The sequence below is a fragment of the Ancalomicrobiaceae bacterium S20 genome, assembly GCA_040269895.1.
Taxonomy (GTDB): Bacteria; Pseudomonadota; Alphaproteobacteria; order Rhizobiales; family Ancalomicrobiaceae; genus Methyloraptor; species Methyloraptor flagellatus.
Genome location: CP158568.1, coordinates 3702016 through 3727510 on the forward strand (window position 1 = coordinate 3702016; position 25495 = coordinate 3727510).

The following is a 25495-nucleotide window of genomic DNA, read 5'->3' on the forward strand; positions in this document are numbered from 1 at the left end:
GGGCAGATCTCGCGCGGATCGAGCTGCATCTCGGCCAATGCCGATCGGCAACGGTCGAGCCGCGATGGAGGCGCCCGTCAGCCCTTGCGACGCCGCGGATCGGCCGACAGGGTTTCGCTAGCCGGTCGCTCGCTTTAGGATGAGGCACATGGGTGGGCTCGCGAGGGGGTGGCGATCGACGATCGGCGCCGGCAGCGAGAGGTGTCGATGGCGTTCATGCCGCGGGCGTTCATACCGCGACGGGGCCGTGTTCCGCGGCTCCATGGTCCTGCGTCGTTCCGGTCCGGCCGGAGACTTCCGGTCGTGCTCGCGGCCGGGGTCTTCGTGGTCTGTGCCGGTGCGTACCCCGCGCGCGCCTTCGATCTGTTCGGCTATCACCTCTGGGGCGAGAAGACCGAGGACAAGGCCGTCTCCCCCGATGCCCAGCGCTATACCCTGACCTTCTCCGTCGCCGGCGGCGATGCCGATCTGGAGAAGCGGCTGCGCGGCGCCTCGCTGCTCGCCGAGGAAGCCGACGGTACGCCGCCGCCGAGCACCGCGGCGTTCCTTTCCCGCGCACGGGCCGAATATGGCCGCATCCTCGCCGGGCTCTATGCCGAGGGCCGCTATGGCGGCGCGATCACCATCACTGCAGCCGGCCGGCCGATCGAGCAGATCCCGGCCGATGCCCGGCTGCCCAATCCGGTGCCGGTGGCCATCGCCGTCGATCCGGGCCCTGCCTATGCCTTCGGCCGCATCACGATCGAGGGGCGGCCGACCGCGATCCCGCCGCAGATCTCGCCCGAGATCAAGCCGCCGAAGTCGCCCGAGGATCTCGGCCTCACGCCCGGCGCGGTGGCGCGCTCGGGCGCTGTGATTAGCGCGGAGGAGGCGCTGGTCGCCGCCTGGCGGCGCATCGGTCATCCCAAGGCGCGGGTGGTCCGGCGCGACGTGGCCGCCGATCATCCGCATCGGCGGATCGACGTCACGCTGGTCATCGATCCGGCGCCGCGGGCGGTCTATGGCGAGACCACGGTCAAGGGCACCAAGCAGGTCGACCCGGCCTTCGTCGCGCGGCAGACCGCCCTGCCCGCGGGCGAACCCTATTCGTCCGACGAGGTGAAGCGCGCGGAACGACGGCTGCAGCGGCTGGAAGTGTTCGGCTCGGCGCGCGTCACCGACGACGCGGCGCTCGACCGGCGCACGGACCCGGCCGGCCAGCCGATGACCGTGACGGTCACCGAGCGGCCGATGCATGTGTTCGGCGCCGGCGCCAGCTATTCGACTGTCGATGGCGCCGGGCTCGAGGGCTACTGGCAGCATCGCAACCTGTTCGGCGAGGCCGAGCGGCTGCGGCTCGACGCCCGCGTCTCCGGCATCGACGGCGTCGATCCGCGCAAGTTCACCTATCTCGGCGGCCTCACCTTCGTGAAGCCGGGCATCTTCGATCCCTATACAGACCTGACCGCGCAGATCCAGGGCGCGCGCGAGGTCTACGATCCCTATACGGAAGAGCGCGTCCGCGCCCGCATCGGGTTGGCGCACGAGTTCTTCCCCGGCTTCGACGGCACGGTGACGCTCAACGGCGAGACGTCGCGCGTCAATGACGCCTGGGGCAAGCGCTCCTTCGTGCTCGCCAGCCTGCCGACGACGCTGACCTGGGACACCAGCAACGACAAGCTGGAGCCGACCAGCGGCTTCCGGCTCAAGGGGCAGGCCGAGCCGTTCTACGAGACGCGCTTCGGCAACGGCGGCCTGATCGCGCGCATCGACGCCTCGACCTATTGGGCGCTCGACGCGGCCGGGCGCTATGTGCTCGCCGGCCGGATCGCGCTCGGCTCGATCACCGGCGCGCCGCTGACCGGCTTGCCGGACAGCCGACTGTTCTTCGCCGGCGGCGGCGGCTCGGTGCGGGGCTATGCCTACCGCAGCCTCGGGCCGCGGCTCGACGACGGCCGCATCGTCGGCGGTCGATCGCTGTTCGAAGCTTCGGCCGAAGTCCGGGCGCGCGTCACCGATTCCATCGGCGTCGTGCCCTTCGTCGATGTCGGATCGGCCTACGAGGGCAGCGTGCCGGACTTCTCGGAGAAGCTCCGGATCGGCGCCGGCCTCGGGCTGCGCTACTACACCGGCATCGGCGCGATCCGGCTCGACGTCGCCGCGCCGCTGGTGCGCGACCGGCGTGATCCGCGCTTCGCGATCTATATCGGCATCGGGGAGGCGTTCTGACATGCTGACGACCGCCCGAACCCGCTTTGCCTGCCTTGCCGCTCGCCTGCATCGCGCCGCCGCGCTCGGCCTCCTCGCCATGGGCGTCACGTTCGGCGCTGCATCGCCCACCCTGGCGCAGAGCGCCGACGAGGCCGAGAAGTCGAGCTTCGTGCGCTTCGTCGAGGAGCAGATCTCGACGCCGGACCAGAAGATCTCGCTCGGCCGCATCGACGGCGCGCTGTCGTCGGATGTCCGGATCGGCTCGATCACCATCGCCGACCGCCAGGGCGTCTGGCTCGAAGTGACCGACGTGCATCTGGTCTGGAGCCGGCTGGCGCTCCTGCAGAAGCGGCTGGAGATCGACAGTCTGGAAGCGAAGGCGATCCGCGTCATCCACCGGCCGGCAGCGACCGGGCCCGAGGTCGCCGCGACACCGACCTTCGCGCTGCCGGACCTGCCCGTGGCGGTCCGGATCGGCAAGCTCGCCGTGCCGAGCGTCGATCTCGGCGAGGGGATCGCGGGCATTCCGGCGCGGTTCTCGGTCGACGGCCGCGCCTCGCTCGCCAAGGACGTCCTCGATGCGCAACTGGCGATCCAGCGGCTCGACGGGTCGGGCCGGCTCGCCTTCAAGCTCGGTTACGCCGACCAGACCCGCAAGCTCGACCTCGATCTGACGCTTTCGGAGGGCGCCGGCGGCTTCCTCGGCACGCTGCTCGACATTCGCGGCCGGCCGGCGCTCGACCTCTCGGTGCGAGGATCGGCGCCGATCGACAGCTTCGCGGCCGACATCGCGCTCGACGCCGACAAGGCGCGGCTCGTCTCCGGGCGTGCAGCCATCGGCCGCAACGCCTTCGGCTATCGCTTCGCACTCGAGGCGAACGGCTCGCTCGAACGGCTCGTTTCGGAGCGCTGGGGCGCCTATTTCGCCGGACCGTCCTCGATCGCGCTCGTCGCGGAAGCAGCAGAGAGCGGCTGGAAGATCTCGCGGGCCTCGATCGCCTCGGGTGCCGCGACCTTCGAAGGCAACGGCGCGCTCGCCGCGGACGGCTTTCCGACCGCGCTCACGGTCGATGCGCGGCTCGGGGGCGCGGCGCGCGCGTGCCGCTGCCGTTCACCGATGGAACGGTCGACGGCGTCCGGCTCGCGATCGACTACGGCGAGGCGGCCGCCTGGAAGGCGACCGTCCGCGCCGACGGCTTCGAGAGCGCCGACGCCAAGCTCGGCTCGGCCGCCCTGGAGGCGTCAGGCGTCGCGCGCAATCTCGCCGATCCGGCCGCGCGCAGCCTCTCCTTCACGCTCTCCGGCGCAATCGCCGGCCTGCAGGCCGGCGATGCGGCTAAGGCGTTCCGCGATCCGATCCGGATCGCCGGCCGCGGCAACTGGCGGGCCGGCGCAGCGACGCTGGTCGAGGGCTTCTCGATCTCGGACGGCAATGCCAGCATCGCCTTCGACGGCACGCTCGGACTTTCGGCCGTGACCGGCGCGGCGCGGATCGGCGTCAAGGACCTGGCGCCGTTCGCCGCGCTCGCGGATCGGCCGTTGCACGGGGCAACCGCGCTGACCGCGACCGGCCGCTATGAGCCGATCGGCGGCGCTTTCGATCTGGCGCTCGACGGCATGACCACCGATCTCGCCGCCGGTCTCGGTCGCGCCGACGCCCTGCTCGGCGGCCGGCTCGCGCTCAAGGGCCGGGTCGCGCGTGCGACCGACGGCCTGCATTTCGATGCCGTGCGGCTCGGTAACGGCCGGATCCAGGCATCCGTCGCGGGCCTTTTCGGCCGCTGGACCTCGGACCTCGCGATCAATGCCGCGATCGCCGATGTCGGCGTCGCGACCGACCGGGCCAAGGGCCGCGTGGCGCTCGACGCACGCGTGACCGGCGCCAGCGAGAAGCCGACCGTCGCGGCGCGGATCGCCGGATCGAATCTCGTCCTGCAGGGCCGGCCGTTCCGCGACGCGGCCCTGCGTTTCGACGGCACCGTGGCGCAGGGCGAGGTCGACGGCATCGTCGCGCTCGGCGGCGATCTCGGCGGCCGGCCGGTCACGGGGCAGGCGCGCCTCACCTCGCTCGCTGATGGCGGACAGGCGATCGAGGCGCTGATCTTCCGCGTCGGCCGCAGTACGATCAGCGGCGACGTGACGATCGACGAGGCCGGTCTCGCCGACGGGGCGCTCGCGATCACCTCGCCCGATCTCGGCGAGGTGGCGCCGCTGGTGCTGATGACCGCGGCCGGATCGGTCGACGCCAAGATCGGCCTGTCCCGCGCGAACGGGCGCCAGGACGTCAAGGCCAAGGGCACCGCTAAGGGTGTGAAAATCGAGGCGATCTCGATTGCCAGCGCCGATTTCGATCTCTCCGCCCAGGATCTTCGCGGCCGCCCGGCGATCACCGGCACGGCGACGGCCCGGACCATCGCGACCCCGGCCGCGACCGTCGCCAAGGTCGATGCGCGCGCGACCCCGGACCCGAACGGCGCCACGCGCTTCGACGTTACCGCCGACGGCATCGCACCGACGGCATTGCGCAATGCCGGCATCGGCGCGCTCACGGCCCGTGCCCGTGGCACGTTGGCCGAGCGGCTGTTGCGCTTCGATGCGGAGGCGACCGCCGGCGGCGGCATCCGCCTGACGGCGGGCGGCGCCGCCGCGATCGACGGCGCGAGCCTCGATGTCGCGGTGAAGGGCAATCTGCCGCTCGCCGCCGCAAACGGCTTCCTGCGCGACCGGGCGACGCGGCTCGCGGGCACCGCGACGCTCGACCTGCGCGTGACCGGCAGCGCGGCCGAGCCGCGCCCGGCCGGGACCGTCACGATCGGCGGCTTCACGCTCGCCGATCCCGAGACCGGGTTCCGGCTGGCGAACGGTCAGGGCCGGATCCGGCTCGGCGACGGGCGGGCGACGGTCGAGAGCTTCTCGGCGACGACCGGCCGTACCGGCACGATCGCCGTTTCCGGCACGGTCGGCCTGCCGCCCGCCGATGGTTTTCCGGCCGATCTCACGATCCGGCTCGCGCGCTCCACATCACCAACGGCGACCTGCTGACCGCCGACGTCAGCGGCACCGTGACGGTTCGCGGTCCGCTCGCCGGCGCGCCGACCATCGGCGGCACCATCACGGTCGACCGCGCCGAGATCACCATTCCGGAGCGCTTTTCCGGCCGCGTCACCATGCTCGACGTGCGCCAGATCGCGCCGCCGCCGAAGGTCGCACGCACGCTTGCCAAGGCGCGCGCGGCGATCACCCCGCGGTCCACGGCCAAGTCGGCGACCGGCGTGGTGCTGGCGCTCACCATCGACGCGCCGGCGCGGGTGTTCGTGCGCGGCCGCGGCCTCGATACCGAGCTCGGCGGCCGGATCACGCTCGCCGGCCCGGTCGAAGCCGTGCGGCCGGTCGGAGCGTTCCAGATGATCCGCGGCCGGCTCGACGTGATCGGCCAGCGCATCGACTTCACCCGCGGCGTCGTCACGCTGACCGGATCGCTCGATCCGGACATCGACTTCGCGGCCGAGGCGGTGCGCGGCTCGATCACCATCACCGCCCGCGTCACCGGCAAGGCGAGCGATCCGCAGATCGCGCTGACCTCCTCGGAAGACCTGCCGCAGGACGAGATCCTGGCGCGCTTCCTGTTCGGCCAGTCGATCACGCAGCTGTCGCCGTTCCAGGTGGTCCGGCTGACCGTCGCGGTCGCCCAGCTCGCCGGCGGCGGGCAGTCGGCCGACCTGGTCGGCAAGATCCGCAAGTCGACCGGCCTCGACGACCTCGACATCGTGACGGATTCGTCCGGAGGCACCGCGGTGAAGGTCGGCCGCTACCTGAGTGACAACATCTATTTCGGCGTGACCACCGGCGGCGCCGGCCAGACCAACGCGACGATCAACCTCGACATCACCAAGAACCTCAAGGCGCGCGGCGAAGCCGGCACCGAAGGGTCGAGCCTCGGGGTGTTCTTCGAGAAGGAATATTGAGGTGGGGATCAGCGGCGGGCCATGACCGGGAAGTCAGCCGGATCGTCGGTCCGCGGGTCGAACGGCGACACGCCGCGCAAGCGCATGTCCCGGTCAAGCGCCGGGGGCCGTCGGCCCGCGCGAGTCTCACGGCCTAGCTGAAGCGGGCCTTCGCATCCTCGAGCTTCCAGACATCGACCGCTCTGCGCCCCGTGGATAGCCAGGTATCGTCTGCATCGGCCATGGAATGCGCTCCCGATCAGCTAGTCAGATCGGCCCTTCGCATGGCGTCTGCAATCCCTCGAATGGCGGAGCGATGAAAAGCGAAAGCCGCCCGCGGGGTCGCGGGCGGCTTTCACGACGTTTCAGGAAGGGCAGTGTCTCAGAAGTCCGCTTCCTCGAAGGCCATGATCGACTTGCCGCCGGCCATGATCGCGGCGAACAGGCCCGAGGTCTGCGGCAGCAGGCGTTCCATGTAGAAGCGTGCGGTCGCGACCTTGGCGCGGTAGAAGCCGTCCGGATCCTGGTCCGTCCCGACCTTGGGCAGGCTGATCTCGGCCGAGCGGGCCCAGAGATAGGCGAGCGCGACGAGGCCGAACAGGCGCAGGTACTCGGTCGCCGCTGCGCCGGCCTCGTCGGGCCGGGCGAGGCCGCGGCGGGCGACTTCGGCGGTCGCCTGCTGCAGGCGGACGAAGGCCTTGGCCAGCGGCTGCACGAACTCGCCGAGCGCCTCGTCCTCCATCTTGGTCTGGATGAAGTCCGAGACCGGATGGAAGAAGGTGCGCAGATAGCGGCCGGCGTGGGCGCCCATCTTGCGGCCGACCAGATCGAGCGCCTGGATGCCGTTGGTGCCCTCGTAGAGCTGGGCGATGCGGCAGTCGCGGACGTACTGCTCCTGGCCATGCTCGCGGATGAAGCCGTGGCCGCCATAGACCTGCACGCCGATGTTGGCGACCTCGAAGCCGAGGTCGGTCATCAGCGCCTTCACGATCGGCGTCACCAGCGCGACGAAGTCGTCGGCCTCGACACGCTTGACCGGGTCGGGGTGGTGCTTGGAGACGTCGATCGCCTGCGCGGCCCAACCGGCGAGCGCCCGGCAGCCCTGCGTGTAGGCACGGGCGGTCAGGAGCATGCGGCGGACGTCCGGGTGCACGACAATCGGGTCGGCCGGCTTCTCGGGCTGCTTGGCGCCCGAGAGCGCGCGGCCCTGCAGGCGGTCCCTGGCGTAGGCGACGGCGTTCTGGTAGGCGACCTCGGCGATGCCGAGACCCTGCATGCCGACGCCGAGACGGGCCTCGTTCATCATCGTGAACATGGCGCGCATGCCCTTGTTGGCCTCACCGACCAACCAGCCCTTGGCGCCGTCGAAGTTCATCACGCACGTTGAGGAGGCCTTGATGCCCATCTTGTGCTCGATCGAACCGACCGCCGCGCCGTTGCGCTGCCCCGGCCGGCCATCCTCGGTCGGCAGGAACTTCGGCACGAGGAACAGCGAGATACCCGCCGTCCCCTTCGGCGCGCCGGGCAGGCGTGCCAACACCAGATGGATGATGTTCTCGGTCAGGTCATGCTCGCCGGCCGAGATGAAGATTTTTGTTCCGGTGATCGAATAGCTGCCGTCGTCCTGCGGCGTGGCGCTCGTCTTCAGGAGACCGAGGTCGGTGCCACAGTGCGGTTCGGTCAGGCACATTGTGCCGGACCAGGTGCCGTCGACGATCTTCGGCAGATACTCGGCCTTGAGCGCCTCGTTGCCGTGGGCGTGAAGGGCCTTGTAGAAGCCGTGGCTCAGCCCCGGATACATGCCGAACGACAGGTTCGCCGCGCAGATCATCTCCGAGACGAAGGTGTTCACGACGCTCGGCGCGCCCTGCCCGCCATAGGCCGGGTCGCAGGCGAGCGAGGTCCAGCCGCCTTCGCGGAACAGGTCGTAGGCTTGCTTGAAGCCTTTCGGCGTGCGCACCACGCCGTTTTCGAGCGTGCAGCCCTCCTCGTCGCCGGAGCGATTGAGCGGGAACAGCACCTCCTCGCAGATCTTCGCCGCCTCTTCGAGCACGGGGTCGATCAGGTCGCGGGTGAATTCCTCGTAGCCCGGCAGGGCGGCGATCTCGTCGCCCTGCATCAGTTCGAACATCACGAAGCGCATGTCCCGGAGGGGCGCCTTGTAGAGCGGCATGAGAATCCTCCCGAGTTCAGTTGCGGAGCGGCTTGCCGGTCTCGAGCATGTGCTCGACGCGGGCCAGCGTGCCGGGATGGCGGACGAGCGACATGAACGCCTCGCGCTCGAGTTCGAGCACGGCATTCTCGTCGATCGGCTTGATGAAGTCGGTATCGCCGCCCGACAGCACGCGGGCGAGCGCGCCGGAGACGACGATGTCATGCGGCGTCGCCTTGCCGAGCTTGGCGAAGCTGTCGACCGCCATCTGCATGGCGGTCAGGCCGGTCGGGCCCGGCAGCACATACTCCGGCGGCTTCGGCGGCGCGTAATCGGCGACCAAGGCGAGCGCACGGGCCTTGGCGTCGGCGAGCAGCCGGTAGCGGTTCATGGTGATGCCGTCGGTCGGGCGCAGGAACAAGAGTTCCTTCGCCTCGGCCGCCGACTTCGAGACCTGGGCGGTCGAGATGATCTCGAAGGCCTTGGCGACCGGCGGCATCGGGCCCTTCGGCATGCGGCCGAGGGTCGCCCAGCGGTTCAGCATCTCCTTGCAGCCGCCCCAGCCCGGCACGAGGCCGACGCCGACCTCGACGAGACCCGTGTAGGTCTCGGCATGGGCCTGCACCGCGGCACAGTGGAGCAGGATCTCGCAGCCGCCGCCGAGCGCCATGCCGGCCGGAGCGCCGACCACCGGCACCTTGGCGTATTTGAGTGCCTTGTAGGTGTCCTGGCCGGCCGCGACGAGGTTCTCGATCTCCGGCCAAGCCGCAATGTTGCAGGCGAACAGCGCGAGGCCGAGATTGGCACCGACCGAGAAGTTTGAGCCCTCGTTGTAGACGACCATGGCCTTCATCTGCTTCTCGACCAGACGCAGGGACTTCCGAAGGAGGTCCATCGTGTCGGGATCGAGCGAATTCATCTTGGAGGTGAATTCGAAGCAGGCGACGCCGTCGCCGATGTCCCAGAGCGCGGCCGAGCCGTTCTTCAGGAGCGGCTGCGTCTTCAGCTTGATGTCGGCGAGCATGATCACGCCGTCCGGGCGGACGATGTCGCGATAGCTGCCGGCCGCCGTCAGCACCTGACGGGTGCCGGCCTCGATCCGGTAGAAGCTCTTGCCCGCCGCCGTCTTCAGGATCGGCGCGACGGCGACGCCGTCGGCCTCGAGCATGGTGACGAAGGCATCGATGCCGATCTTGTCGATCAGCTCGAACGGGCCTTCCTTCCAATTGTAGCCGAGGCGCATGGCCTCATCGATCGCCTCGACGTCGTCGGTGGCGTCGCCGATCAGGGCGGCGGCATAGGCGAGCGTGCGGCCCATGACGGCGCGGGCATAGCGGCCGTGCACGCTGTCATGCGTGAACAGCTTCGCCAGCGACCGCCCCGCCGCGTCGATCGCCTCGATGCGCGGCTTCGCCTGCGGCCGGTATTCGCCGGTCGAAAGGTCGATCGCCTCCTTGAGCTTGACCTTCTCGCGATTGAGCCGGTAGAAGCCGCCCTTACCCTTCCGGCCGGTATAGCCGTCGGCGATCATCTTCTCGACCAGCGGCATCGGCCGCGCGATCGCCTGGAACGGGTCATTTGCCGGCAAAGATCCGACCATCGAGCCGAGCACATGCGGCATCAGATCGAGACCGACGAGGTCCATCAGGCCGAAGACGCCGGTCTTCGGGATGCCCATCGGCTTGCCGATGATCGCATCGGCCTCTTCGACGGTCAGACCCATGTCGCCGGCATAGACCGCAGCGGCCTGCAGCCAGTAGACGCCGAGCCGGTTGGCTATGAAGCCCGGGCGGTCCTTGCAGAGGACCACCGACTTGCCGAGCGACACATCGGCGAAGCGCGCGACCGCCGCGACCGCGTCGCTGCGGGTCTGCGCGCCGGCGACGATCTCGAGCAGGCGCATGTAACGCGGCGGGTTGAAGAAATGCGTGATCATGAAATCACGCGCAAAGCTCTCCGGCAGCCCCTCGACGAGCTTCGCCAGCGGGATGGTCGAGGTGTTGGACGACACCACCGATCCCGGCTTGCGCACGCCTTCGAGCTTGGCATAGAGCGCCTGCTTGATATCGAGGCGCTCGATGACCGCCTCGATGATCAGGTCGCAGTCGGCGAGGAGACCGAGGTCGTCCTCGATGTTGCCGGGCGTGACCAGCCGGGCGGCCGCCTTCGACATGAACGGCGCCGGATCGGTCTTCAGCAGCTTCTCGACCGCGCCCTTGGCGATCGCGCTGCGGTCGGCGACCGTGCCGTCCGGGCCCGGCTTCGGCACGATGTCGAGGAGCACCACCGGCAGGCCGGCATTCGCCGCGTGCGCCGCGATGCCGGCGCCCATGACGCCGGCGCCGATCACGGCGACCTTCTTGATCTCCGCAGTCATCAGATCGCCTCCAGCACCGTCGCGATACCCTGGCCGCCGCCGATGCACTGGGTCGCCAGCGCATACTTGCCGCCCTCGCGCTTCAGGAGCTGCGCCGCCTTGCCGACGATGCGCGCGCCGGTGGCGCCGAGCGGGTGACCGAGCGCGATGGCGCCGCCGTCGAGGTTGACCTTGGCCTGATCGAGGCCGAGGTCGCGGATGCAGGCGAGCGACTGCGAGGCGAAGGCCTCGTTGAGCTCGACGACGTCGAGATCCTTCACGTCGATGCCGGCACGGGCGAGCGCCTTGCGCGTCGCGCCGACCGGACCGATGCCCATGATCTCCGGATCGCAGCCCGAGATCGCGACCGACTTCACCGCCGCGAGCGGCTCCAGGCCGTGCTTGGCCGCGAAAGCTTCCGTGCAGACGATCACGGCCGAGGCGCCGTCGGTCAGCGGCGACGAGGTGCCGGCGGTGACGACGCCGTCGGCCGAGAAGGCCGGCTTCAGGGTCGACAGGCCCTCGGCGGTCGTCTCCGGACGGATGCAGCCGTCCTCCGAAACCAGACCGGCCTTGGACTGGATCGGCACGATCTCGTCCTTGAGCTTGCCGGCCTCGCGGGCAGCCGCAGCCTTGCGATGGCTCTCGGCCGCGAAGGCCTCCTGCTCGCCGCGGGTGATCTGCCAGCGGCGGGCGACGTTCTCGGCCGTGTCGCCCATGCCGAGATAGGCACCGGGCATCTCGGCGGCGAACTTCGGATTGGGCATCGGGTTGAAGCCCATCATCGGCACGCGCGACATGCTCTCGACACCGGCGCAGACGAAGGCGTCGCCCGCGCCGAGCGCGATGGCGCCCGCGGCCATGTGGACCGACTGCATCGACGAGCCGCAGAAGCGGTTGATCGTGGCGCCGCCGACCGACTTGGGCAGGCCGGCCATCAGGCCGATCAGGCGCGCGACGTTGAGACCCTGCTCGCCTTCCGGGAAGGCGCAGCCGAGGATCAGGTCCTCGAGCTCGTCGCCGGGGACGCCCAGGCGCTCGACGAGCGTGCGAATGACGGCAGCGGCCAGGTCGTCCGGCCGGACCGAGGCGAGATCGCCCTTCTTGGCCGGCGTGAACGGCGAACGCGCGTATCCGGCGATGACCACCTTGCTCATGACATCCGTCTCCAATGATGCGCCTCCCGACGACATCACGGGGGGGACCCGTCCGCGCCGGTGGTTCAGTCGATCTCGATGCCGCGGCCCTTGAGGGTATCGAGGCTCAGACGCTCGATATCCTTCAGTTCGCCGAGGCTCACTCTCACCGCTTCAGCCTGGTCCTCCAGCTGGTCGATCCGCGACCTGACCTTCTTGACCAGATGCTGAAGCTGCTCGACCTGCGTCGTGTCGACGACGTAGAGGTCGAGAAACTCCTTGATGTCCCGAAGGCTGAAGCCCAGCCGCTTGCCGCGCAGGATGAGGATCATCCGGGCGCGGTCGCGATGGGTGTAGACCCGGGTGTTGCCGGCCCGTTGCGGGGAGATGAGGCCGCGGTCTTCATAGAAGCGGATCGTCCGCGCGGTCACGCCGAGTTCGCGCGCGAGTTCCGTCACCGAATAGAGCTTCTCCATGAACCGCGGATTCCTCTTGGTCTTGATTCTAACTGTACGGGCCGTAGGTTGCCCAATACGTCACATCAATGCCATAGAAATACCACGCGATCCAGTGCCGCGGCTCGTCGTTCCTCCGTTTCAGGCTTGCGTTGGATGGTTCGGAGCGCCGGACGCGGCCTTGGCCAGTTCGTCGGCGACCAGTTCCTTCTTGGACAACTTGCCGATCATGGTCTTCGGCAACTCGTCACGGATTTCGATCGCCTTCGGCATCTCGATCTTCGAGATGTAGCCGGTAAGGAACGTCATCAGCTCCTCGGGCGTCACGGTCTTGTCGGCGAGGCAGCGGACGAAGGCCTTCGGTGCCTGGCCGCGATAGGCATCCGGCACACCGATGACGGTCACCTCGGCGACCGCCGGATGCTGGTAGAGCGCCTCTTCGATCACCCGCGGGTAGACGTTGAAGCCCGAGCAGATGATCAGGTCCTTGAGGCGATCGACGATGTAATAGTAGCCGTCGGCGTCGCGATAGCCGACGTCGCCGGTGCGCAGCGCGCCGTCGACGAAGGTCTTCGCGGTCTCCTCCGGACGGCTCCAGTAACCGGTCATGACCTGCGGTCCGCGCACGCAGAGTTCGCCCTTTTCGCCGATCTCGGTCACGATATGGCCGTCCTCGAGCGAGCGCAGTTCGATGGTCGTGCCGGCGGCCGGCACGCCGATCGAGCCGTCACGGGCCCCACCGGTCACCGGATTGCAGGTCACCACCGGCGAAGCCTCGGTCAGGCCATAGCCCTCGACCAGGGCGCAGCCGGTCAGCTCCTCGAAGCGATGCCTGACCTCGACCGGCAGCGGCGCGCCGCCGGAGATGCAGAACCGCAGCGACGACAGGTCGAGCTTCTGCTTGGATGCGAGATTGTTGATCGCGGTGAAGATCGTCGGCACGCCCGGGAACAGCGTCGGCCGGCGCTTGGCGATGGTCTTGACCACCTGCTTCAGCTCGAAGCGCGGCAGCAGGATCAGCTCCGCGCCGAGCGCCACGCCGACGTTCATGACAACGCCCATGGCAAAGACATGGAACAGCGGCAGCACGCCGAGCATGCGCTCCTGGCCGGGATGCGGATCGGGCAGATAGCGGACGATCTGCTCCATGTTCGCGGTCAGGTTGGCGTGCGTGAGCATGGCGCCCTTCGGCACGCCGGTGGTCCCGCCGGTGTATTGCAGCACCGCGATGTCGGTGAGCGGATCGATGCGCGCCGGTGTGTAGCGACCGTCATTGGCGAGCAGGCGCTCGAACCCGACGAAACGGCGATCGCCGGCCGGCGGGGTCGCGAGATCCTTGCGCTTCAGGATCCGGAACAGCAACGATTTGATCGGCGGCAGGATCGCGGCCATCGAGCAGACCACGACGGCCTCGAGCCGCGTGGTCTTCAGCAGGTCGGCGACCTTCGGCAGGATCTGCGCCACGTCGAGCGTGATCATGATCCGCGTGCCGCTGTCGGCGATCTGGTGCTCCAGCTCGCGCGGCACATAGAGCGGATTGTAGTTGACCACGATGCCGCCGAGCTTCAGCACGGCAAAGAAGCAGATCACCGAATAGGGCGTGTTCGGCAGGCAGAGCCCGACCCGGACACCCGGGCCGACTCCGAGATCCTCGAGCCCGCGCGCGCAGCGATCGACGAGACCGCCGAGCTCGGCATAGGTCCACCGGCGACCGAGAAAGTCGATCGCGGGACGCGGGCCGAACTGTGCCACGGCCCGATCGAGCACGTCGCCCAGCGGCCGGGTCTCGACCGGAGCGGCAAAACTCGCAGGAACAACCTGAACCATGGGGGCTCCCATGAGCTCGAACTCCGTCACGAGTACTCAATGTACCGGCAAGACTCGCCGGTCGGCGCGCCGCCCCACTCGAGCGCGCCCTGGACCGTCGACTTGTCGGCTGCGGGCGGGCGGGGATCGCGGTCCTCGCCCGTCGTCGCTCGGCCCGAAACGGTCAGAACTTGACCGAATAACCCAGGCTGATGATGTCGGCGTCGGCGTTGTAGCTGCCGGTCGTCCGATAGGTGATCGGCAGCGACGGCGTCGCCGGCGTCACATGAGAGATGTTGTTCGAACCGACGCCGAACAAGTGCGCATAGGACAGATTGATCTTCGAGTTCGGCGTGAACTCGTAGGAGATGCCGGCCGAAGTCCAGAGGCGATCGGCATCCGGGATGCGCGCGGTCCGGACCGTGTCGGTGACCGGGGCGATCTCGTAGCCGATGCCGAGCTGACCGGCGAACTGCTGGGTGAACTTGTAGTTGCCACCCACCGAGAAGAACCAGCCGTCACGCCAGTTCTCGGCCGTCACCGAGTCCGGGCGGCCGTCGCCGTACTTGATGCGCAGCTCCTTGAACAGCGACCAGTTGGTCCACTGCACTTCGGCCATCAGCGCGAAGTCCGGCGTCACCTCGTGATAGAAGCCGAGGCTCGCGACATCCGGCAGCGTCAGCTTGGCCGAACCGCTGGTGTTGGTGAGCGCGGCGCGCAGGGCGGCCGGCAGGGCGGCCAGCGGCACCGGCGACACGAAGTTGGCATCGCCCTTGAGGTTCGTGCTGATGCGCGAACGATAGTCGAGGCCGATGCGGGTGGTCGGGCTGAACTCGTAGAGCACGCCGACATTGAAGCCGACGTTGGTCGAGTCGCCGCTCAGCTGGCCGTAAGCGTCCGAGCGGATCAGACCGCCGGTCAGGGCCGGCAGATCGATCGCGGTGCCGAGCTTGGCGGTCGTGTAGGAGATGTCGATGCCGAGACCGACCGACAGGGCCGAGTTGATCCGGTAGGCGATGGTCGGCTGGACCTGGAAGTTCATCAGCGAGCTGTCGAGCGCCTGATAGCGACCGACGAAGTCGGACGCGTACTTGGAGCGCAGGCCGAACGGCGACACCACCGCGACACCGAACTTCAGGTCGTTCGAGAAGCTGTAGACGCCGTAGCCGCCGCCGACGAGGCCGTCGCCGATCGCGTCGCCACCGATCGAGCCGGCGATCGGCGCGCCGTTGCGGGTCGCGCCGCCGGAGAAGCTCGCGTAGGGCATCACGCCCGACGTGGTCGCCGAGAGGTGATGGCCCTGCAGACGCGTCATGCCGGCCGGGTTGGAGAACACGGTCGAGGCGTCGGAGGCCTTGGCGGACTGGCCGGCCAAGGACGTCGCCAGCGAATCGGCGCTCAGTTCCTTCAGCTGGAAGCCACCCGCTTCGGCCTGCGCAATCGCGACCACCGAAGCAGCCGCCGCACACATGAGACCGACGATACGCGCACGCCCTTGGCGATTCATCGTTTTCCACCCCAGGTTATGGCGCGCGATACCGCGCCTTAGACATTATTTTGACAGATTACGGACACGTGCCGAATACGTCAACCGTCCGACGATTACCGTCCAGACGGCGCAACGCCGGTGTTGTCCCGGCACAACATATTCAATTCAGCGCACCCACGAGCTTCATCGCAACGCCGGTCGAACCCTTCACCTTGATCTTGCCCATCGCGTAACCGAGCATCGGATCGAGACGACCGTCGATCAGGTCGAACAAATGCTTTGCGGTGGTGCGAATCGTACAGGAGACGTCGTCTTCGAGGTCTTCCGCGAGCCGCGCGGGCGCCACACGGCCGTCGATGGTCCATTTCCCCTCATCGCCGAGATCGAAGCAAACCGCATAGCCGAGCCGGTCGAGCTTCGGCAGCACATCGCGCAGGCGGTCTTCCACGTCGTCCATCGATCGATCTCCGAGCTTGGGAACGACCCGACTTTTTCACGGGCTCCCGTATACGTCAATACGATTCCGTACTAGACATTTCGCCATGTGTCCGCGTGTGTCCGTTCACGCGCGGCGCCACACGCATCGGGCGAATCAGCCGACCAGCCGATCGCGCGCCTGAGCGTACTCGCGGCGCAGGCGGGCGACGAGCGCGGCGACCTTCGGCACGTCGGCGATGCCCCCGACACCATGGCCGGCCGACCACACGTCGCGCCAGGCCTTGGCCTCCTTGTCCATGTCCAGTTTCGGGGTGCCGGCGGCGTTCGGATCGATGCCGTTGGCCTCCAGGCTCTGGCGCATGAAATTGGCGTTCACGCCGGAGACCTTCGGCGTGTAGACGATGTCGCCGGCCTGGGCCGCGACGATCATGGCCTTGTAGGCGTCGGGCGCGAGGCTCTCCTCGGTCGCCACGAAGCGGGTGCCCATATAGGCGAGTTCGGCACCCATCGCGCGCGCCGCCGCTATATCGCCGCCGGAGCTCATGGCGCCCGAGAGCACGATCGGGCCGGCGAAGACGCGCCGCAGCTCCTTCAGCAGCGCGAAGGGACTGAGCGTGCCGGCGTGGCCGCCGGCGCCAGCCGCGACCGCGATCAGGCCATCGACACCGGCGGCGGCGGCCTTGGCGCCGTGACGCGCGGTGATCACGTCATGAAAGACGACGCCGCCATAGGAATGCACCGCGTCGACGACCTCGCCGACGGCGCCGAGCGAGGTGATGACCAGCGGCACCTTGTGCTTCACCACGAGTTCGAGATCCGCCTTCAGGCGCGGATTGGTCGGATGGACGATCAGATTGACGCCGAAAGGCGCCGCCGGGCCGCCGTCCGGCTTGCCGGCGGCGAGCGCCGTCTCGATCTCGTCGAGCCAGGCCTCAAAACCCTCGCTGGTCCGCTGGTTCAGCGCCGGGAACGTGCCGATCACGCCCGCGCGGCAGGCCTCGATCACCAGCGCCGGCCCGGAGACCAGGAACATCGGCGCGACGATCAGCGGAAGATCGAGCCCACGGGTGAGGCTCGCGGCAAGGTCCGACATGGATGCTCCCTCGGCGGCGCGTCTCGTTTGCAGAACCCGGGCATCCGCGCGCCTCGTCCCCGGCTGAAACGAAACGTCCCGCAATCTGCCGCATACGTCAAGGTGACGCCGTATGGGGCACAAGCGCCAACGCAAACGCCGCGGCGAGGCTCGCCGCGGCGTTCGATGTTCGGGTCTTCGTCGTGCGGGAGAATCAGGCCGCGGCGCCGAGCGTCGGGTAGTCGACGTAGCCGCGCGCGCCGCCGCCGTAGAGCGTGTTGCGATCGAGCTCGTTCAGGGGCGCGCCGAGACGCAGGCGTTCGACGAGGTCGGGGTTGGCGATGAACGGCTTGCCGAAGGCGACGAGATCGGCCGTGCCGTTGGCGACGGCGGCCTCGGCCATGGCCTTGTCATAGCCGTTGTTGACCATCCAGGTGCCGCTGTAGCGGCGGCGCAGCGCGGCGTAGTCGAACGGCGCGACGTCGCGAGGGCCGCCGGTCGCGCCTTCGATCACATGAATATAGACCGGCTTCAGCGCCTCGAGTTCGCCGACGAAGTACTCGAACAGCGCCTGCGGGTTGCTGTCGATCAGGTCGTTGGCGGGGGTGACCGGCGAGATGCGGATGCCGACGCGTTCGGCGCCGATCTCGTCGATGACCGCGGCCATGACCTCGAGCGGCAGGCGCGCGCGGTTCTCGATCGAGCCGCCGTAGGCGTCGGTGCGCTTGTTGGCGCCGTCGCGCAGGAACTGGTCGAGCAGGTAGCCGTTCGCGGCATGGATCTCGATGCCGTCGAAGCCGGCGGCAATCGCATTGGCGGCGCCGCGGCGATAGCTCGCGACGACGCCCGGAAGCTCGGAGAGTTCGAGCGCGCGCGGCTCGGAGGTCTCGGTGAAGGCGTTGTTCACGAAGGTCTTGGTGTTGGCGCGGATCGCGGATGGCGCGACGGGGGCGCCGCCGCCCGGCTGCAGCGAGGTGTGCGAGACGCGACCCACGTGCCAGGCCTGCAGGAAGATGCGGCCGCCGGCCGCATGAACCGCGTCCGTCACCTTGCGCCACGCCGCGATCTGCGCATCGGAATGGATGCCGGGCGTGTCCTGATAGCCCTGGCCCTCGGGTACCACCTGGCTCGCCTCCGAAATGATCAGGCCGGCGGAGGCACGCTGGGCATAATACTGCGCGGTCAGTTCGGTCGCGACATTGCCCGCCGCGGCGCGATTGCGCGTCAGCGGCGCCATCACGATACGGTTGGGCAGGGTCAGCGCGCCGAGGCGAAGGGGCGAAAACAGCGTCTTGTCGGTCATGACGAAACCTCTTTCTCGCGGACGCGGCAGGGCCCAATGGCCACCACGATCCGGATCACCGCCGCGACATAGGTTCGGGCAGCGATCGGTTCAACGATCCGGAACAATGAAACTTGGACGGCAGCCGCGGCGAACGGGTGTGGATTGGTCGTCGCGATGTCGGTGTGGGCTGGCGCGCTCGGTAGCGCAGCGGCAGGCATGCGGCCGGTAACGCGTTGGCGCCGAACATGATCGCAGGCGCGACCGTTCTGTATCGGATCAGAACTTCGGCTTGGCCGTAGCGCAAGCACGGCGCCGATCACATGATCGCGAGCGCCGGCCGCGGTGATCGCGGGTCGGGCCGAGCGTCACCTCGCGAGGGCCGACATCATGTGGGCGATCTCGGGGACGGCCCGTTCGGCCGCCTCGCGGCCGATCTCAATCGCCTCGGCGGCGCGGTGGAAATCAACGAGGCCGATGCTGCCGAGTTTCGGGGCGATCATCACGTCCGGCGGGTCGCCGGCGAGCCGGGAGCGCATGATCCGCTCCTGGATGATGTTGAAGGATTCCATCATCACGCCGGTGATGCCGGGGCGCTCCGGGGTCGAGCCGAACAGGCGGCCGACGAAGCGGCGACCGGCACGTTCGACCGGCGATCCGGCCGGCTCGTCGGCCTCGAGGTCGTGCAGATGCGAGGCCTGCACCACCGTGGCGTGCCGATGACCGTCATGGGCGAAATTGGCCGCGATGATCAGATCGGCGCCGAGCGCCTGGCAGACCGAGACCGGCACCGGATTGACCAGGGCGCCGTCGACCAGCAACCGCCGGCCGAGGCGGCAGGGCTCGAACACGCCGGGCAGCGCATAGGAGGCGCGCAGGGCCTCGACGAGGCCGCCGCGCGACAGCCAGATCTCGTGGCCGGTCGACAGTTCGGTCGCAACCGCGACGAAGGGCTTTTCCAGCGTCTCGATGGCCGTCTCGCCGAGGTGATGGCCGAGCAGCTTGCCGAGGCGGTCGCCGCCGACCAGGCCCGAGCCGCCGAAGCGAATATCGATCAGCGAAAGCACCTTGCGCGGGGTCAGATCGCGGGCGAAGGCCTCCAGTTCGTCGAGTTTGCCGGCGAGCATGCAGCCGCCGACCACCGCGCCCATCGAGGTGCCAGACACCACGTCCGGCTCGATGCCGGCCGCCTTCAACGCGCGCACGACGCCGATGCCGGCCCAGCCGCGCGCCACACCGGCGCCGAGGGCGAGCCCGATCTTCGGCCGTCGGCGGGGCGCTTCCAGGACCGGCGGCTCGCCGCCCTCCACCACCGACCCACCCCAGATGCGACGCGCGACCTCGACGAACATCGGTCGTCTCCCATTGCTCGGTCCGAATGATTTTTGAATCGATTCAATTCAAGAAGTGTGAATGCGCCAATCCCCTCCCGATCGCCTCGTCGCCACCCTTCCTCGCATGTGGGAACGCCGCTGGCGCTGCCGAAGAGCCGAACGGCGGCGGTGCAGCCCGGTTCCATGCCAACGGCGCGCCGAGCACATCCGGATCCGGGGGGAACAGAAATGCGACCCCTGCATTATGCGAGGTAAGTTGCTGGCTGGAAAAGTCGATTTCCGTATCGGCAAGCGCCAGTTCATGTCACCGCACTGTTCCGTGCCGTGACGTCGCATTCTCGCCTCTTGGAGAAACCGCCCCGTGAATGCGCTCGACAGAAACAAGACTCTGCGCGTCGGAATCGTCGGCGTCGGGAATTGCGCATCGTCTTTCGTGCAGGGTCTGCAATACTACGCAGATGCCGACGGGAACGAGCCCGTCCCGGGTCTCATGCACACGCGCCTCGGCGGCTATCACATCCGCGACATCCGCATCGCCTCGGCCTTCGACGTCACGCGCGGCAAGGTCGGCCGCGACGTCGCCGAGGCGATCCTCGCGCATCCGAACAACACGCAGATCTTCGCCGCGGCGCCGCCGACCGGCGTCCGCGTCGCGCGCGGACCGACGCTCGACGGGCTCGGCAAATACGTGCGCGAGGTGGTCGAGGAGGCCGACGAGGCACCGGTCGATGTGGCACGCGTGCTGAAGGAGACCCGCACCGACGTACTCGTCTCCTATCTGCCGGTCGGCTCGGAGCGTGCGGCCCAGTTCTATGCCGAGCAGGCGCTCGAAGCCGGCTGCGGCTTCGTCAACTGCATGCCGGTTTTCATCGCGTCGCGACCGGAGTGGCGCAAGCGCTTCGAGGAGCGCGGGCTGCCGATCATCGGCGACGACATCAAGAGCCAGGTCGGTGCCACCATCGTCCACCGGGTGCTCGCGAACCTGTTCCGCGAGCGCGGCGTCAGGCTCGATCGCACCTACCAGCTCAATTTCGGCGGCAACACCGACTTCCAGAACATGCTCGAACGCGAGCGGCTGGAATCGAAGAAGATCTCCAAGACCCAGGCCGTCACCAGCCAGTTCGACGTGCCGCTCGCGCCCGAGAACATCCATGTCGGCCCGAGCGATCACGTGCCGTGGCTGACAGATCGGAAGTGGTGCTACATCCGGCTCGAGGGAACAACCTTCGGCGGCGTGCCGCTCAACGCCGAAGTGAAGCTCGAAGTCTGGGACTCGCCCAATTCCGCCGGGATCGTCATCGATGCGGTCCGCTGTGCCAAGCTCGCCATGGATCGCGGCATCGGCGGCGCGCTGATCGGGCCATCGAGCTGGTTCATGAAGTCGCCGCCCGAGCAGTTCACCGACGCGGAAGCACGCGAAAGGACCGCGCGCTTCATCGCCGGGGACGAGGCGCCCGACGCCGACGGCGGATCGGCGCCCACCCCGACACCCGCTCCGCGCGGGCGCGCCTCGTGACCGCGACGATGATCCTGGTCCGGCATGCCGCCCACGGCGACGTCGGCGCGTTCCTCGCCGGCCGTCTGCCCGGTATCCGGCTGGGCGAGGCTGGCCGCGCGCAGGCGGAACGGCTGGCCGACCGGCTGGCGCACGAGCCTTTCGACGCGATCCACGCCAGCCCACGCGAGCGCACGCAGGAGACGGCCGCCGCCGTCGCCGCGCGTCGCAACGGAATGCCGGTCACGATCAGCGCGGCGCTCGACGAGATCGATTTCGGCGCCTGGTCCGGGCGCCCGTTCGACGCGTTGGATCAGGATCCGGAATGGCGGCGTTGGAACGCCGCGCGCAGCCTCGCCCGCACCCCGGCGGGCGAAGGCATGCGCGACGTGACCGAGCGCGTGATGGGCTTGATCGAAGGACTCGCCTCGGCCCATCCGAACGGCGCGGTCGTACTGGTCAGTCATGCCGACGTGATCCGCGCCGCGCTTCTGCACGTGCTCGGCCTGCCCGTCGATGCCTGGCCCCGGATCGACATCGCACCGGCGTCGATCTCGAAGATCGCGTTCGATCCGTGGGGCGCTCAGGTCATCCTGATGAACGAGCGGGTGGATCCGCCGGAGGGCCGCTTTCCGACGACCAGTTTCTCGGACACGGGGGGGCCGGCCACATGAAACTCGTCGTGTTCGGTCTCACCGTCTCGTCGTCCTGGGGCAACGGCCACGCCACGCTCTGGCGGGGCCTGATCCGGGCTCTCACCGCTCGCGGCTGGAGCGTGGTGTTCTTCGAACGCGATGTGCCCTGGTATGCCGGCGCGCGCGACCTCGACGCGATCGAGGGCGGCGCGCTGATCCTCTACGACGACTGGGACAGCGCGGCCCGCACGGCCAGGGCCCATCTCGACGAGGCCGACGTCGCGATGGTGACGTCCTATTGCCCGGACGGGATCGCCGCGACCGAACTGGTGCTCGGGTCGAAGGCGGGCACGAAGGTGTTCTACGACCTCGACACGCCGGTCACGCTCGCCGAACTCGAACGCGGCGCGCGCCCGGCCTATGTCGGCGCGCGCGGGCTCGCCGACTTCGACCTTGCGCTGAGCTACACCGGCGGGGCGGCGCTCGACGGGCTGGAAACCCGGCTCGGCGCCCGGCGGGCCGTGCCGCTCTATGGCCACGTCGATCCCACCGTGCACCGGCCATGCGAACCGCGCGAGGCCTATGCCGGCGCGCTGTCCTACCTCGGCACCTATACCGCGGACCGGCAGACCGCGCTCGAACGGCTGATGATCGAGCCGGCGCGGTTGCGGCCGGCGGCGCGGTTCGTGATCGGCGGGGCGCAATATCCGCAAGAGTTTCCCTGGGGGCCGAACGTCTGGTTCGTCCGGCACCTGCCGCCCGACGAGCATCCGGCGTTCTTCTCGTCGTCGCGGCTGACCCTCAATGTGACGCGTCAGGCCATGGCCGCGATGGGCTGGTGTCCGTCCGGCCGGCTGTTCGAGGCCGCCGCCTGCGGCACGGCGATCCTGACCGACACCTGGGACGGGCTCGACGCCTTCTTCGAGCCGGGAGACGAGATCCTGGTCGCGCGCGACACCGAGGACACGCTCGCCGCACTCGACCGGTCCGACGCGGAACTCGCGGCGATCAGCGCCCGAGCGCGCGAACGCGTGCTCGCCGAGCACACATCGGCGGCCCGCGCGGCCGAGTTCGAACAGATCCTCGGCAGCATGCGTCCGGCGCGATCGATGGCCGCCGCACCTCAGGCCCGGCCCGGGCCCGTTCCGGGCGCCACGCTCGCGGCGCAGGGGGCTGACCGCCATGCTCGGCATCGTGCCCGCCGCCGGTCGCGGCTCCCGCATCCAGCCGCTCGCCTTCTCAAAGGAATTGCTGCCGGTCGGCAGCCGGGTCGTCGAGGGCGTCGAGCGGCCCTGCGCGGTCAGCGAATACCTCGTGGAGCGCATGATCGCTGCGGGGGCGGACAAGATCTGTTTCGTGATCTCGCCCGGTAAATCCGACATTCTCGAATATTACGGCGCCGGCATCGGCGGGACCGCGGTCTCCTATGTCGTGCAGCCGACCGCGGCCGGGCTCTGCGACGCGCTGTTCCGCGCCGCGCCCTTCGTCGCCGCGGACGAGACGGTGCTGATCGGCCTGCCCGATACCGTCTGGTTCCCGATCGAGGGCTTTGCCGCCCTGCCGGCGGACCGGCTCGGGTTCCTGCTGTTTCCGGTCGACGACCCGTCGCAGTTCGATGCCGTCGTCACCGATGCGGAGGGCCGCGTGCGCGAGATCCAGGTCAAGCGACCGGACGCAACGAGCCGGTGGATCTGGGGCGCGATCCGCATGCCCGGTCGGGTGTTCCATGAGCTCGAAGCGCTCTGGCAGCGGCCCGAGCGCGGCGACGAATACGTCGGCACGCTGGTCAACGCCTGGCTCGCGACCGGCGGCGAGGCTGTCGGCGTGGCAGCCGGCGAAGCCTATGTCGATGTCGGCACGTTCAACGGCTACCGCGCCGCGATCGGACTCCTGAACCGCCGCATGGCGGAGGCAGGCCACATCGGCGCGATCGGTCGTCGGCCCGTCGCCGGCGGCGACCCGCCGGACCCTCGTCACGAACCGCTCGGAGGCCTCAGCCGATGATCAACCTGACCCGCGAGGAGATCCGGGCGCGCGTGGCCGCGCTCGGACCCTGGTTCCACAATATGGAGATCGACGGCGTGCCGACCGCGCCCGATCATTTCCTCGGCGACTATCCGCGCACCAAGTGGAAGTCCTTCGCCGATGCGATCCCGCAGGATCTGACCGGCCGCACCGTGCTCGATATCGGCTGCAACGGCGGATTCTACTCGATCGAGATGAAGCGTCGCGGCGCCGAACGGGTGCTCGGCATCGATTTCGACGAGGGCTATCTCGCGCAGGCCCGCTTCGCGGCGGAAGCGAGCGGGCTCGAGATCGAGTTCCGGCAGATGTCGGTCTACGACGTCGCCAGCCTCGGCGAACGCTTCGACGTCGTGCTGTTCATGGGCGTGCTCTACCACCTGCGCCACCCGCTTCTGGCGCTCGACCTGGTCGGCGAGCATGTCGTCGGCGGCCTCATGGTGTTCCAGTCGATGCAGCGCGGCAGCGCCAGGGCGGCGCAGGTGCCCGAGGACGTGCCGTTCTGGACGACGGCGCTGTTCGACGACGCCGACTATCCGAAGCTGCATTTCGTCGAGAACCGCTACGCCGGCGATCCGACCAACTGGTGGATCCCGAACGCCGCCTGCGTCGAGGCGATGCTGCGTTCGGCCGGCTTCTCGATCGTCGAGCGGCCGGAGCGCGAGGTCTATGTCTGCCGCAAGACCGGTCCGGCCGCCGGCGAAGGCGCGGTGCATCCGGCGCGCGGTTGGGGCAGAGCGACAGGCGGCAACAGCCAGACTGGGAGCGACGCATGATCGAAGCGGCGATGATCTGGAACGAGCCGAACAACAAGTCGCACTGGGACCCCGAGCTCGACCCGGACTGGGCGCGCTTCGGCGACATGGCGATCCGCGCTGCGCAAGCGATCGCGGGCGCCAATCCCGGCCTGCCGAAAGTGCTCGGCGGCATTTCGCCGATCGATCCGCTGTTCATGATCAACATGCGCGAACGCGGCGTGCTCGACCATGTCGACGCCGTCGCGGTGCATGGCTTCCCGCTCGACTGGAACCTCTGGCAGATCGGCGAATGGCCCGCGAAAATCGACGAGATCCGCGCGGTCACCGATCTGCCGATCTGGGTTTCGGAAGTCGGCGTGTCGAGCTTCGGCGCGGAGGAAGTGCAGGCCTGGGGGCTCGAACGGACATTCGAGCTGTTGGCGGGGCGGGCGCCGCGCATCCACTGGTACAGTCTCTACGACCTGCCGCGCGCCTGGGAGGCGACGACCCGGCACCGTGAGGCGGAGGGATCGTCCTACTACCGGCATTTCGCCATGGGCCTCCTGCGCGAGGACGGCAGCCCGAAGCCGGCGCTCGACGTCTTCGCGCGGCACCCGGGGGTCTTCGGGCTCTGCCAGTGGTTCCATTATCAGGATCACCGGCTCGACGACGCCGTCGCCTGGATGAAGCGGCTCGGCGTCCGTCATCTGCGCACGGGCCTGTCCTGGGCCGACAGCTTCCGCCCCGACGCGCTCGCCTGGTTCGACCGGCAGATGGCCGCGCTCGCCGATTTCGACGTGACCGTCACCTTCTGCTTCACGCCGGAGCACAGGGGCCTCGCCCCGCACCACACCAGCCCGCCGATCGAACCGGACGAATTCGCCGCCTTCTGCGCGGACATGATCCGGCGCTATGCGCCCGGCGCGGCGGTTCGGGCGGCGGAGTGAACGGG

Annotated in this window: 18 protein-coding genes and 1 pseudogene; 9 read left to right on the forward strand and 10 right to left on the reverse strand. The window is 68.9% G+C overall.

The genetic code is table 11. The features are described from left to right. The first annotated feature begins 303 nt into the window (after positions 1-303). From ABS361_16815 to ABS361_16825, 3 genes are all read left to right on the forward strand, one after another. The gene (locus ABS361_16815) at positions 304-2208 is read left to right on the forward strand and encodes an autotransporter assembly complex family protein (protein ID XBY43720.1); all 1905 of its coding nucleotides are present in this window, start codon (positions 304-306) and stop codon (positions 2206-2208) included. Positions 2209-3288: 1080 nt separating this feature from the next. Continuing rightward, positions 3289-5232: a hypothetical protein gene (locus ABS361_16820; GenBank protein ID XBY43721.1), complete on the forward strand. Its 1944-nt coding sequence runs from the start codon at positions 3289-3291 to the stop codon at positions 5230-5232. Positions 5233-5252: 20 nt separating this feature from the next. Further along, on the forward strand, positions 5253-6155 hold the full coding sequence (locus ABS361_16825; GenBank protein ID XBY43722.1) for a translocation/assembly module TamB domain-containing protein: 903 nt from the start codon (positions 5253-5255) through the stop codon (positions 6153-6155). A 361-nt stretch (positions 6156-6516) separates the two neighbouring features. Here the strand turns inward: ABS361_16825 and ABS361_16830 are convergent, their stop codons facing one another. From ABS361_16830 to ABS361_16875, 10 genes are all read right to left on the reverse strand, one after another. Then, positions 6517-8307 carry an acyl-CoA dehydrogenase C-terminal domain-containing protein gene (locus tag ABS361_16830; GenBank protein ID XBY43723.1) on the reverse strand — a complete coding sequence of 597 codons (1791 nt, stop codon included), beginning with the start codon at positions 8305-8307 and terminating at the stop codon, positions 6517-6519. Between the two features lie 16 nt (positions 8308-8323). Continuing rightward, positions 8324-10663, reverse strand: coding sequence for a 3-hydroxyacyl-CoA dehydrogenase NAD-binding domain-containing protein (locus ABS361_16835; GenBank protein ID XBY43724.1), 2340 nt, complete (start codon positions 10661-10663; stop codon positions 8324-8326). Then, entirely contained in the window at positions 10663-11799 is a 1137-nt protein-coding gene (locus ABS361_16840; GenBank protein XBY43725.1) for a thiolase family protein, read from the reverse strand. The genes ABS361_16835 and ABS361_16840 overlap by 1 nt, the downstream gene beginning before the upstream one ends. A gap of 65 nt (positions 11800-11864) precedes the next feature. Further along, positions 11865-12254 carry a MerR family DNA-binding transcriptional regulator gene (locus ABS361_16845; GenBank protein XBY43726.1) on the reverse strand — a complete coding sequence of 130 codons (390 nt, stop codon included), beginning with the start codon at positions 12252-12254 and terminating at the stop codon, positions 11865-11867. Positions 12255-12374: 120 nt separating this feature from the next. Beyond that, positions 12375-14060, reverse strand: coding sequence for a long-chain fatty acid--CoA ligase (locus ABS361_16850; protein ID XBY43727.1), 1686 nt, complete (start codon positions 14058-14060; stop codon positions 12375-12377). 163 nt (positions 14061-14223) lie between these two features. Continuing rightward, complete coding sequence (locus tag ABS361_16855) at positions 14224-15489, reverse strand: outer membrane protein transport protein (GenBank protein ID XBY43728.1); 1266 nt, start codon at positions 15487-15489, stop codon at positions 14224-14226. Positions 15490-15688: 199 nt separating this feature from the next. Further along, positions 15689-15985, reverse strand: coding sequence for an SCP2 sterol-binding domain-containing protein (locus tag ABS361_16860; GenBank protein XBY43729.1), 297 nt, complete (start codon positions 15983-15985; stop codon positions 15689-15691). A gap of 135 nt (positions 15986-16120) precedes the next feature. Beyond that, on the reverse strand, positions 16121-17059 hold the full coding sequence (locus tag ABS361_16865; GenBank protein ID XBY43730.1) for a nitronate monooxygenase family protein: 939 nt from the start codon (positions 17057-17059) through the stop codon (positions 16121-16123). Positions 17060-17252: 193 nt separating this feature from the next. After that, a complete protein-coding gene (locus ABS361_16870) occupies positions 17253-18341 on the reverse strand; it encodes an alkene reductase (protein ID XBY43731.1) in 1089 nt (362 codons plus the stop codon). A gap of 347 nt (positions 18342-18688) precedes the next feature. Continuing rightward, entirely contained in the window at positions 18689-19672 is a 984-nt protein-coding gene (locus ABS361_16875; protein XBY43732.1) for a patatin-like phospholipase family protein, read from the reverse strand. A 472-nt stretch (positions 19673-20144) separates the two neighbouring features. On the opposite strand from ABS361_16875, the gene ABS361_16880 reads away from it, so the two are divergent. From ABS361_16880 to ABS361_16905, 6 genes and pseudogenes are all read left to right on the forward strand, one after another. After that, on the forward strand, positions 20145-21170 hold the full coding sequence (locus ABS361_16880; protein ID XBY43733.1) for an inositol-3-phosphate synthase: 1026 nt from the start codon (positions 20145-20147) through the stop codon (positions 21168-21170). Next, positions 21167-21823, forward strand: a complete 657-nt coding sequence (locus tag ABS361_16885; protein XBY43734.1) for a histidine phosphatase family protein — start codon at positions 21167-21169, stop codon at positions 21821-21823. Before ABS361_16880 ends, ABS361_16885 begins: the two co-directional genes overlap by 4 nt. Next, positions 21820-22866: pseudogene (locus ABS361_16890) on the forward strand (glycosyltransferase). Before ABS361_16885 ends, ABS361_16890 begins: the two are co-directional and overlap by 4 nt. Positions 22867-22966: 100 nt before the next feature. Further along, complete coding sequence (locus tag ABS361_16895) at positions 22967-23788, forward strand: nucleotidyltransferase family protein (protein ID XBY43735.1); 822 nt, start codon at positions 22967-22969, stop codon at positions 23786-23788. Beyond that, positions 23785-24582 (forward strand): TIGR04290 family methyltransferase, encoded by a 798-nt coding sequence (locus ABS361_16900; protein ID XBY43736.1) that lies wholly within the window; start codon positions 23785-23787, stop codon positions 24580-24582. The genes ABS361_16895 and ABS361_16900 overlap by 4 nt, the downstream gene beginning before the upstream one ends. Beyond that, positions 24579-25490, forward strand: a complete 912-nt coding sequence (locus ABS361_16905; GenBank protein XBY43737.1) for a beta-xylosidase — start codon at positions 24579-24581, stop codon at positions 25488-25490. The genes ABS361_16900 and ABS361_16905 overlap by 4 nt, the downstream gene beginning before the upstream one ends. The last annotated feature ends 5 nt before the right edge of the window (positions 25491-25495 follow it).

Coding starts and splice junctions, on each gene's coding strand:
- ABS361_16895 (XBY43735.1), top strand. CDS start 22,967: ATGCTCGGCATCGTGCCCGCCGCCGGTCGCGGCTCCCGCATCCAGCCG.
- ABS361_16850 (XBY43727.1), bottom strand. CDS start 14,060: ATGGTTCAGGTTGTTCCTGCGAGTTTTGCCGCTCCGGTCGAGACCCGG.
- ABS361_16900 (XBY43736.1), top strand. CDS start 23,785: ATGATCAACCTGACCCGCGAGGAGATCCGGGCGCGCGTGGCCGCGCTC.
- ABS361_16860 (XBY43729.1), bottom strand. CDS start 15,985: ATGGACGACGTGGAAGACCGCCTGCGCGATGTGCTGCCGAAGCTCGAC.
- ABS361_16905 (XBY43737.1), top strand. CDS start 24,579: ATGATCGAAGCGGCGATGATCTGGAACGAGCCGAACAACAAGTCGCAC.
- ABS361_16875 (XBY43732.1), bottom strand. CDS start 19,672: ATGTTCGTCGAGGTCGCGCGTCGCATCTGGGGTGGGTCGGTGGTGGAG.
- ABS361_16835 (XBY43724.1), bottom strand. CDS start 10,663: ATGACTGCGGAGATCAAGAAGGTCGCCGTGATCGGCGCCGGCGTCATG.
- ABS361_16870 (XBY43731.1), bottom strand. CDS start 18,341: ATGACCGACAAGACGCTGTTTTCGCCCCTTCGCCTCGGCGCGCTGACC.
- ABS361_16840 (XBY43725.1), bottom strand. CDS start 11,799: ATGAGCAAGGTGGTCATCGCCGGATACGCGCGTTCGCCGTTCACGCCG.
- ABS361_16880 (XBY43733.1), top strand. CDS start 20,145: ATGCACACGCGCCTCGGCGGCTATCACATCCGCGACATCCGCATCGCC.
- ABS361_16865 (XBY43730.1), bottom strand. CDS start 17,059: ATGTCGGACCTTGCCGCGAGCCTCACCCGTGGGCTCGATCTTCCGCTG.
- ABS361_16845 (XBY43726.1), bottom strand. CDS start 12,254: ATGGAGAAGCTCTATTCGGTGACGGAACTCGCGCGCGAACTCGGCGTG.
- ABS361_16830 (XBY43723.1), bottom strand. CDS start 8,307: ATGCCGCTCTACAAGGCGCCCCTCCGGGACATGCGCTTCGTGATGTTC.